The sequence below is a fragment of the Microbacterium sp. genome (assembly GCF_032084865.1).
Lineage (GTDB): Bacteria > Actinomycetota > Actinomycetes > Actinomycetales > Microbacteriaceae > Microbacterium.
On record NZ_DAMDLU010000098.1, the window covers coordinates 1 to 10,440 of the forward strand.

Sequence of the window (10,440 nt, forward strand, 5' to 3'; positions counted from 1 at the left end):
TGAGCATCCGCCACCGTGAACGGCGCGGTGCACTGGCCGCCGGGCGCCTGCCCGCCGGCCGGCCAGCTGACGTTGACTGCTCGGCCGTTCGCCGCCGTAAGGGCGGCGACGTCGCAACGGGCTCCGGCGCCCAGCGAGACCAGCTGCAGTCCGGCTCCCGGCTTGCCCGCGAACGGGTCGTACTCGCCGGCGACATCGACGACGTCGATCGAGCATCCGCCGCTGGTGACCACGCACTGACGCGTCAGGGTGGCGCCACGCGGGGCGTCGGGGGGTGCGGCGCCGACGACGAGTCGCAGCACGGCCGTCGGCTCACCGTCCGACGGAACCGTCACGGCGACCTGCTCGACGGCGCCGGAACGGGCATCCGCTCGAGCCTCGACGCTCAACGTCGCGCCCTGCTGGGTGACGATGAAGGACGGTCCCGAATACGCGATCCGGTACTGCAGCGACGAGCGGTCGCCCTCGCGTCCGCCCTCCCACGAGGCCATCCCGGTGTACAGGTCGATGTCGGTCGTGGCGCCCGGAGCGACCGTGTGCGAGATCGACGACAGCACGAGCTGCGGCGCCGACGGGCGGATGCTGACCGGCACGTCGACGTACGACCATGCGCGCTGTCCGTCGAGGCGCACCGACACGAGGCAGCTGTCCGACCACGGGGCGTCGCGCCCTGCCGCGTACACCGCGGTCGTGCCGGAACCGGCGGTGCAGGTGGCAGCGGCGCGCTGGGCGAGGAACGGGCCGTCGCCGAGGTCGACGTCGTCGGATGCCGGCAGATCGAGCAGCTCGCGCACGTCGAAGGTCTTCGAGGCGTCCTCGTCGACCACCACCGGCTTCACGCCCTGCTTCAGCTGCACGCGCATGTCGTCGAACGCGGGGATGTGCAGGAACCCGTACCCGACGACGTCTCGCCCGGCGGGCGACGTGCCGGTGACCTGGAACGGCACGAGATCGCCGTCCTGCGGGGCCGTGCCGATGATGCGGCTGCCCTTCACCGTGTACCCGCGGGCATCGCCCCACAGGCTCAGCTTCAACGATCGCACGTCGCCCGATGCCCACTGCACACGGTCGCCGAGCACGTCGATGCCGCCCGACGCCAGCTCGGCCCGGTCGCGGGCGGTGAGCACCGTGTCGGAGACGACCGGCTGGTCGACGACGGCGCCGTCGGTGACCGACACGACGATGAGCCCCTGCGCGGTGCTCGCCGTGCGGGTGGAGCGCACGGTGTAGAAGTACGAGTTCGTGCCCGCGATGTCACCCGCGCGCAGCACGATCCGTCCATCGTCGAGTGACGTGTCGGGGTCGATGAGCGCGTCGAGTCGCGCGTGCAGCGGGTTGCCGGGCACGGTGGGTGCGTTGGGCACGAGATCGATGATCTCGAGCTCGCCCTGCCCCGGGTCGGAGTCGTTCGCCGCGGGGTGGAGCACCACGGGCGTCGCCGAGCCCGCCTCGACGCGGACGTAGTCGCTGTACGCGACGGGCGCGGCATCCGTCACCCTCGCGTCGAGCACGCCGATGCGGATCCGCCCCGAACCCGCCTCGCCCTGGGAGTCGCGGACCGAGTACCGGAACGTCACCTGCCCGCCCTCCACCCCACCGGCAGGGGCGCGATAGACGATCGCGTCGCCGGCGGCGGAGATCGTGGCCGTCCCCCGGCCGCGATCCGGCTGCTCCACGGTCGCGAGGGTCACGCGGTCTCCGTCGGGATCCATCCCGCTCGTCGGCACGGTGAGCGACACGGTCTGCCCGCTCAGCACGCGTCCGGTGAGCGTCGGCGGATTCGGTGCGCGGTTGGTGCCGGAGGGAACGACGGTCACCGTCACCGATCCGCTGTCGAAGAGCTCGGGGCTGCGCTCGAGCGACACCGCGTAGGTCAGGCGGTACGTACCGGGGGTGGCCGGTGCGAGGTAGCGCAGCGCACCGCCGTCGGCGAACACGAGCTCGCCCTCCTGATCGGATCCGCTGACATCAGGACGCACGATCAGCGGCTCTCCGCGCGGCGCGACGTCGTTCGCGGTGACGTCGATCCGTGTCAGGGCACCGGCGCGCACCGTCACGGCGTCCGGGAACACGATCGGCCGGGTGACCGTCGACGGCGGAGCGAGGAAGACCGTCACCGTTCCCTCGACCGCCGCACCCGACCCGTCGGCCACGGTCACCGTGGCCTTGCCGATGACACCCGGCTCGCCATCGGAGGTCGTGCCGCTGACGCGGAGACGCTCGTTGCCGACCACGTTCGCCGTCAGCTGCGGGGTCGAGCTCACCGCCCCGGCCAGGATCAGCACGCGTCCGCTCGTGTTCTGCACGGCGCGCAGCACGTCGACGGTCGTGTCCTCGCCCTCGCGGACGAAGGCGGTCACCGGCGCCATGGTCAGCGAGGCGGCGCCGTCGACGGCGGTGATCCGGATGACGGCCGACTGCTCGGCCTGGGTCGTCGTGTCCTGCGCGGTGTACGTCACGACGTACTGGCCCGCTTCGGGGACGGTCACCTCGACGTCGCCGGATGCCGTGTTCGGCACCACCGTCATCCCCTCGGCGGTCGCCGCGGTCTGCACCGCGTCGACGAGCCGGTATGAGCCGGATCCCCCGGTGAGATGATCGCCGATGCGCACGGCCTGCGGCTCGCCGATGCGCGCCGTGATCGCCACCGGCGCGGCCTGCATCGCGGGGCTGCTGCTCACCCGCACCTCGAGTGTCTTCTCGGCGGCGGCACCACGGGAGTCGGCGACGATGACCGTGACGGGGATCACGGCATCCGCCGCGTTGGGATCGGTGTGCCGGATCGCGACGCGTCCGTCTGCAGTCGGCACGACCATGACGGCAGCGGCGCTGTCGACCTCGTACGCGTCGCTGAGCACGAACGGGTCACCCTCGGGGTCGACCCACCCCGACAGCACCGGCACGATCGTGCTGCCGCCGGGCAGCAGCTCGGGAGACGGCCAGTCCTGCCGGCATCCGTCGACACCGCACCAGACGGGCGCCGTGTTCGCGTCGTCTGCGGCCACGGTGAGCATGACGGTCGCCGGCTGCGATACGGCCGCGCCGTCGGTCACCGTGTAGCTGAACGTGGTCTGGCCGGATGTCGCCCGCACGTCGACCACCAGCGACTGACCGTTGCCCACCAGTGAGAGCTCGCCGAACGCGGGGTCGGCGAGTCCGCCCTCGATGGAGGACGCGTCGATCGTCAGCACGTCCTTGCGGTTCGGATCGTGATCGTTCAGCAGCACGGGCAGCACGACCTGCTCCCCCGGCCGCACCCCGAAGGCGTCGTCCACCGCGGTCGGCGGCAGCTGCTCGGCGACGTCCTCGACGACGACCCGGCCTTCCTGCTCCTGCGTCTCGTCGTCGACGTCCCACTGCTCGAGCGGCACCAGCCGGCCGTCGGGAGCCGTCCAGATGAGCCCGGTCGCGAGCTCGGTGAGCACCGCGCGATCACCGTTGGCGCGGAAGACCGGCTGGATGTCGGCCGATTCGAGCGCCTCGCCGGGCACGGTGAGCGCGGTGACGTCGCCGTCCGACCACAGCGTCGCCGAACCCGTGTCGACCCACGCCGCGTATCGCGTCGAGCCGACCACGACGGGAGCGGCGGGCACGCCGTCCGCGTCGGCGAGGCGCTCGACCTCGCCGCTGCGCAGCGTCACCGACACCAGCCCGTTCGAGTCGGCGATCAGCACGTCGTCGCCGCGCGCGGCGCCGCCCTGCAGCACCGCGTCGTCGGCGACGTCGAGATCGACGGCGTCGTCGCGGCCCGCGATCCAGAGCCTGCCGGCACTGCGCTGCAGCAGCACCCAGCGCTCGCCGACGACCGTGAGGGCCAGGTCGGCGTCGCCGTCCGGTGCCCCGGCGAGCGCCGATGAAGCGCCGATGAAGCGATGCTCGCCGACGTCGAAGAGGCGCACTGCGCCCTCGTCGGAGGAGTACATCGCGAGCAGGCCGGCGGGTGAGAGGCCGATCGCATCGGCGACGTACGTCGGCCGGTCCTCCCCCTCTTCGACCTCGACCTCGGCGAACGGGTCGACCAGCGCCGTCGCCGCTCCGGGATCGAGCGACGACACCGACACCTGGCCGGTGTCGGTGCGGTAGGCGACGAACGATCCGGCCGAGACGATCTGGCGGGTGCCGGCCGGCGTGGGGACGGATGCCGAGGGGGCGCCGTCGTCTCCGGCATCCGCGAGCAGATCGTCCGGACTCGCCGGATCGATGTCCCAGCGCTGCCGGCTGCCCTGACTGAACAGCACCGCCGACTGTCCGCTCTGCCAGACCGCTTCGGGTGAATCCGCCGACCGGACCGTGTCGATCTCGGCGAGCTCGGTGTTGACCCGTGCGTACTGGCCCGATTCGCGCATCACCCACACCGACGACTCCAGGCGGGGGACCTCCTGCGCCTGGTAGCCCTGCGCGGTGACGGCGAGCACGATGACGACCAGGACGGCGACGGCCCCGGCGATGCCGGCGATGAGACGCCCGCGGGAGCGTGCGGGCGCGGGCGGCTGCGCCTGTCTGCCGATCGCCATCAGAGGATACCGGTCACGGTGAGCACGACGACGCCGATCGTCGCGATCGCGGCTGCTCCGACGAGCGCGCCGATGACGCCCGCCGTCCACGGCGAGCGCGTGCGGGTCGGGGCCGGAAGATCGTCGCGGTCGCGGAGGCTCGTGCGCTGCTTCTCGGCGCGCGCGGCGCGACGCGAGTCCGGGGCGACGGTGGTGATGACGGGTCCGCGGTGACCGGCATCCGCGAAGCTGACGGGAGCCGCAGCGGCCCACTCGGCGGAGGCTGCTTCGAAGGCGGTCGGGGCGATGCCGAGCTCGTACTGGGCCCAGCGCAGGCGGTCGGCGAAGGCCGCCATGGTCGGGAACCGCTGCGCGGGGTCGCGATGCATCGCCGTGGCGAGGACCTGATCGATGATCGGCGGCATGCCCGCGACGGGGATCGGCGCGTAGCGCGCGCGGATGATACGCTGTCGCAGCTGATCGCGGGAGTTCGACGCCCGGTCGGGCAGCTCGAACGGGCTGCGCCCGGCGAGCAGCGTGTACAGGGTCGCCGCGAGGCTCCACACCTCGCTGGGCACCGACCCGGTCACGCGCTCCTGCAGCACCTCGGGCGAGCTCCACGGCACCGACATCGCGAAGACGTCGCTTTCACCGGCATCCACCACCGCGGCGGCGATGCCGAAGTCGGCGAGAACCGGCGAGCCGAGCGAGTTGATCAGCACGTTCGACGGCTTGATGTCTCGATGCAGCAGTCCCGCGCGGTGCACGGTCTCGAGCGCGCCGGCGATGCGCACGCCGGTGTCGAGCACCTCCGCCAGTGGCAGCGGCGCCGTGCGGTAGCGGGCGCTCATCGTGTCGGGGCAGTACTCCATCGCGAAGTACGGGCGGCCGTCGGCCGAGATCGACGCCTGGTAGATCGTGACGATCGACGGATGCGCGCTGAGCCGCGCGGAGATGTCGGCTTCGGCGTTGAATGCGCGCAGCACGTCGGGGTTCACGGCGTCGGCGAGCAGCACCTTCACGGCGGCGACGCGACGGGGCATGTCCTGCTCGTAGAGGAAGACGTCGGCGAAGCCGCCCGAGCCGAGGGGCCGCACGTAGCTGTAGCCGGCCAGCGTGGGAGGCGGCGACGTGATGCGCTTCGCCACGAGTCCCTCCCTCACTAGGCGCGAGGCGCAGGAAGACACCCCCCGGCGTTGATCATATCCGGTCGGCACTCCGCTCTCCGGCTGCGGAGGCGGAGGGCGGTCAGGCGCGCCAGCACCCATCGACGTGATCGTCGACCATGCCCGCCGACTGCATCAGCGCGTACATCGTCGTCGGCCCCACGAACCGGAAGCCGCGGGCGCGCAGCGCCGTGCTGAGCGCCGTCGATTCCGCCGTGACGGCGGGCACGTCGGCGAAGTCGCGCGGTCGGGGGCGGGATGCCTGCGGCGCGAACGACCACATCAGGGCATCCAGCTCCCCCTCGGCCATGTCGCGCACCAGTGCGGCGTTCGAGATCGTGGCCTCGATCTTCGCCCGGTTGCGGATGATGCCGGCATCCGTCATCAGCCGATCGACGTCATCGGTGCCGAAGGCGGCGACCGCCGCGGGGTCGAACCCGGCGAAGACCTCCCGGAAGCGCGGGCGCTTGCGCAGGATCGTGATCCAGCTGAGCCCGGCCTGGAACCCCTCGAGCGCCATCTTCTCGAACAGTGCGCGGTCGCCGTGCAGCGGGTGGCCCCACTCCTCGTCGTGATATCGGCGGTACTCGGCGTCGTCGCCGACCCAGGCGCAGCGGGCGCGTCCGTCGGCCGCGGTGAGGAGGGATGCCATGCCGCCACGTTACCTGCGGAGAAAGACGCCTGCCGCGGACAGGATCCGAGAATCCGTCCGCGGCAGGCGCACATCTCCGCGCGAGGCGCTCAGCGCTTCTTCTGGCGCAGCACCTTCTCCGACACGGGCGCCTCGCCGGATGCCTCGAGCGCGGCGTAGTGCGCGCGGGCCTCATCCTGGCGCTGCTGCTCAACGCCGCTCGCGATCGGAGCGCGCACGTGCTCGGGCTCGTAGCCGAACGCCTGCACGAGCTCGAGGGCGTGCGGACGCAGCCGTCGGCAGAGGCGGTCGATGTAGCTCGAGACCGCGGCGGCGCGCTGCGTCGACAGGCGACCATTGATCATGTGCCAGGCGAGGTGCTTCTCGATCAGCGACAGGCCGAACAGGTCGCGCAGCCAGGTGAGCACCTGCCGGGTACCGGCGTCGTCGATCTTGCGGATGGCGTCGGTGAACGCCTCCCACTGCAGCAGCTCGCCGTGGGCACGGGCGGCCTCGATCAGCTCGGCCTGGTTCTCGTTGAACAGCTTCTCGCCGAGCACCTTGTCCTTGCCCGCGGCGCGCAGGCGCCCGGCGATGTCGGCGACCATCTGCTGCACGCGCTCGGTGAGCAGCTCGTGCTGCTGCTCTTCGCGCAGGCCGAGCTCGACCGAGCGGGCGACCTGGCCGAAGTCGGCGACGGCCTGGCCGAGGGCTCGCAGCCCTGCACCGTGGAACACCTTGCCCGCCGTCTGTCCGACGGCGTAGCGGGCGAGCGTCCTGGCATCCGCGCCCTTGAACTGCCGGGCAAAGTCGGTGAGCAGGCGCTTGCCGACCAACTGCAGCAGGATGTTGTTGTCGCCCTCGAAGGTGACGTAGATGTCGAGGTCGGCGCGCAGCCCCACGAGACGGTTCTCGAACATGAAGCCGGCGCCACCGCAGGCCTCGCGTGCCTCCTGCAGGGTGTCGAGCGCGTGCCAGGTCGACAGCGGCTTGAGCGCGGCGGCCAGGGTCTCGAGGTCTTCGCGGTCGTCCGGGGTGTCGGTGCGGCCGGAGAAGACGCCGTCGAACTTCTGCAGGAACTCGTCGTGCGCGAAGATCTGCGCGTACGTGGTGGCGAGGCGCGGCAGCAGCCGGCGCTGGTGCTTGCCGTAGTCGAGCAGCACGGTCTCTTCGCCGTTCGCGCCGTCGAACTGGCGGCGCTGGGCGGCGTAGGTCATCGCGATGTGCAGACCGAGGGCGGATGCCCACGCCGCTGCGCCGTCGAGCGAGACGCGCCCCTGCACGAGGGTGCCGAGCATGGTGAAGAACCGTCGTCCGGGGCTCTCGATCTCGCTCGAGTACGTGCCGTCGGCGGAGACGTCACCGTAGCGGTTGAGCAGGTTGGTGCGCGGGATGCGCACGTGGTCGAAGCTGAGGCGGCCGTTGTCGATGCCGTTCAGTCCGCCCTTGAGCCCGTCGTCCTCGCGGCCGATGCCCGGCAGGTCGTTGCCGTCGTCTCCGCGCAGCGGCACGTAGAAGCAGTGCACGCCGTGGTTGACGCCGTTGGTGATCAGCTGCGCGAACACCGTCGCCGCGATGCCGTGCAGGGCGGCGTTGCCGAGGTACTCCTTCGTCGCTGCGCGGAACGGCGTGTTGATCACGAACTCCTCGGCTTCGGGGTCGTACGTGGCGGTGGTGCCCACCGCAGCGACGTCGGAGCCGTGACCGATCTCGGTCATCGCGAAGGCGCCGGGGATCGACAGGTCCATCACCCCGGGCAGCCACTTCTCGTGGTGCTGCTCGGTGCCGAGCTGCAGGATCGCCGAGCCGAACAGTCCCCACTGCACGCCCGACTTGATCTGCAGGCTCGGGTCGGCCGCGACGAGCTCTTCGAATCCGGCGATGTTGGCGCCGTTGTTCTCTTCGCCGCCGAAGCGCTTCGGGAAGGCACGGTGCACGGCACGGTTCTCGACGAGCAGGTGCAGCTGCGAGAGCACGCGCTCGCGGTGCTCGTCCTTGGCAAGGCTGTCGTCGCGCCAGAACGCCGGGTCCTTGATCATCTCGCGGGCCTCACGGCGGGTCTCGGCCCAGGTGCCGAGAAGAAGCTCGTTCACTCGATCGACGTCGATCGAGTGGGGCGTCGGCGCCGCGGTGGGGGCGTCAGCGGCAGTGGTGGGACGGATGGCTGCGTCGACCATGGCGATTCCTCTCAGGAAGGAGCAGGTGTCTTTCAACCGTAGGAGTCCGACAACGAGAGGCGAAGTCGACTGTGGTGAATGCACAAGGGCATCCGGCGCCGACCGCGCCTACCGTTGTCACCTGACGACAGTCAGCGACCGTCTCCGCGCATCACCAGGCGGTCGTGATGGTGCCGTTGCCCTCGATGACCTTGCGCACCGCGTCGCTCGTGAACGCCTTCTCGAGCGCCTTGGTCGCGTCGGAGTCGGCGTCCTTCTGCTGCACGACGAGGTTCAGCGCGAACCGGTCGTCGAGCTCGGTGATCAGTCCGTCGTCGTCGGGGGTGAGGCCGAGCGCCTTGATGTGCGAGGGCCACTGGAAGACGAGGTCGGCCTCTTCGTACGCGGCGTTCAGCGATGCGATGGGCACCTGCACGAACTCGAGGCTCTTCGGGTTCTCGGTGATGTCCTTGACCGTCGCCGCGTAGGGGTCGACTTCCGGGTCGAGTGCGATGACGTCGTTCGCCGCGAGCAGCTTGAGCGCGCGGCCGGTGTTGGACGGATCGTCGGGAATGGCGACCTTGCCGCCCTCGGGCACGTCGGCGATGTCGTCGAGAGTCTTCGAGTAGAAGGCGATGACGAAGTTGTAGACCGGCTGCACGCCGACGAGGCTCGCGTCGTTCCCCTCGTTGAACGTCTCCATGTAGGGCACGTGCTGCGAGAAGTTCGCGTACACGTCGCCGCTGCCCAGGATCGTGTTCGCGGTGATGTAGTCGGCGACCTCGACGAGCTGGATCTCGTAGCCGTCGCCGATCGCCTCGCCCGCGGCCTTCACGACGTCGGTCATCGGCGCCTGCACGGCGGCCACCTTGAGGACGGTGGGCTCGCCGGCATCGGCATCCGTCTTCTCATCTGCTGCCGGCGCGCAGGCGGTGACGGCGAGCGCGAGGCCGAGACCGGCGGCGGCGAAGGCGAGGCGGGACTTCTTCATGGTGTCTTCCGTTTCGATGGGGTTCCGGATGCGGGGATTCAGCGGTGGTCGAGCCGCACCGAGGTGCGGTGCCCGACGGCTTGGATGGCGAGCACGCAGACGATGATGATGACGATCGTGAGGTACATGAGGTTGTCGTTGTAGACCTGGTAGCCGTAGCGCATCGCGAAGTCGCCGATGCCGCCGCCGCCCACGACGCCCAGCACGGTCGAGTACGACAGCAGGCTGATCGCGGCCGATGTCAGGGCGTAGACGAGCCCCGAGCGGGCCTCGGGCAGCAGCATCCGGAACACAGCCTGCGGCACCGTCGCGCCCGACGCGACGGCGACCTTCGAGATGCCCGCGGGGATCTCGCGCAGGATCTGCTCGGTGAGGCGGGCGTAGATCGCCACGGCGACGAAGCAGAGCGGCAGGGTCGCCGCCTGGGTTCCGAAGCTCGTGCCGATCACCGCGCGGGTGAACGGGATGAGGAAGACGACGAGCAGCAGGAACGGGAACGAGCGGACGATGTTGATGTACAGGTTCGCGATGGTGTTGACGGCGCGGTGCTCGGCGATGCCGCCGCGTTCGGTGAGGTACACGACGGTGCCGAGCGGCAGGCCGACGAGCACCGCGGCGAGGAGGGAGACGAGCACCATATATCCGGTCTCGGCCATCGATTCGGCGATGTCGGCGCCGTATTCGGCGAGCAGGTCGGTCAGCCAGGTCATGCCGTCAGCTCCCGCTTGACCTGCTCGTAGTAGCTCGGCAGTGAGCGGGGTCCGGCGGCGTCGATCTCGAAGAGGTCGCGCAGGCGGCCCCTCTCGAGCAGTGCGGCGCGGTCGCAGATCGCCTTGACGACGTCGAGGTCGTGGGTGATGACGATGACGGTGGTTCCGAGCTGGTCGCGGGCGTTGGCGAGCACGCGCAGCACATCGGCGGTCGTCGACGCGTCGAGCGACGAGGTGGGTTCGTCGCAGAGCAGCAGCGGCGGCTTCGAGACGAGGGCGCGGGCGACGCCGAC

Annotated in this window: 6 protein-coding genes and 1 pseudogene; all 7 read right to left on the reverse strand. The window is 70.7% G+C overall.

What is annotated here, in order from left to right:
• The coding region (locus RT309_RS10585; protein ID WP_313356874.1) for an Ig-like domain-containing protein at nt 1-4,514 on the reverse strand (4,514 nt) is incomplete at its 3' end.
• A complete protein-coding gene (locus tag RT309_RS10590; RefSeq protein ID WP_313356876.1) occupies nt 4,514-5,641 on the reverse strand; it encodes a serine/threonine-protein kinase in 1,128 nt (375 codons plus the stop codon). The genes RT309_RS10590 and RT309_RS10585, both read right to left, overlap by 1 nt.
• A 100-nt stretch (nt 5,642-5,741) precedes the next feature.
• On the reverse strand, nt 5,742-6,311 hold the full coding sequence (locus tag RT309_RS10595; protein WP_313356877.1) for a DNA-3-methyladenine glycosylase I: 570 nt from the start codon (nt 6,309-6,311) through the stop codon (nt 5,742-5,744).
• 89 nt (nt 6,312-6,400) lie between these two features.
• Nucleotides 6,401-8,467 carry an acyl-CoA dehydrogenase gene (locus RT309_RS10600; protein ID WP_313356879.1) on the reverse strand — a complete coding sequence of 689 codons (2,067 nt, stop codon included), beginning with the start codon at nt 8,465-8,467 and terminating at the stop codon, nt 6,401-6,403.
• Between the two features lie 151 nt (nt 8,468-8,618).
• Nucleotides 8,619-9,437: a MetQ/NlpA family ABC transporter substrate-binding protein gene (locus RT309_RS10605; protein WP_313356881.1), complete on the reverse strand. Its 819-nt coding sequence runs from the start codon at nt 9,435-9,437 to the stop codon at nt 8,619-8,621.
• Nucleotides 9,438-9,475: 38 nt separating this feature from the next.
• Complete coding sequence (locus RT309_RS10610) at nt 9,476-10,147, reverse strand: methionine ABC transporter permease (RefSeq protein ID WP_313356883.1); 672 nt, start codon at nt 10,145-10,147, stop codon at nt 9,476-9,478.
• Nucleotides 10,144-10,440: pseudogene (locus RT309_RS10615) on the reverse strand (metal ABC transporter ATP-binding protein); the annotation flags it as partial. The gene RT309_RS10610 and the pseudogene RT309_RS10615, both read right to left, overlap by 4 nt.

Coding starts and splice junctions, on each gene's coding strand:
- RT309_RS10600 (WP_313356879.1), bottom strand. CDS start 8,467: ATGGTCGACGCAGCCATCCGTCCCACCACTGCCGCTGACGCCCCCACC.
- RT309_RS10605 (WP_313356881.1), bottom strand. CDS start 9,437: ATGAAGAAGTCCCGCCTCGCCTTCGCCGCCGCCGGTCTCGGCCTCGCG.
- RT309_RS10595 (WP_313356877.1), bottom strand. CDS start 6,311: ATGGCATCCCTCCTCACCGCGGCCGACGGACGCGCCCGCTGCGCCTGG.
- RT309_RS10610 (WP_313356883.1), bottom strand. CDS start 10,147: ATGACCTGGCTGACCGACCTGCTCGCCGAATACGGCGCCGACATCGCC.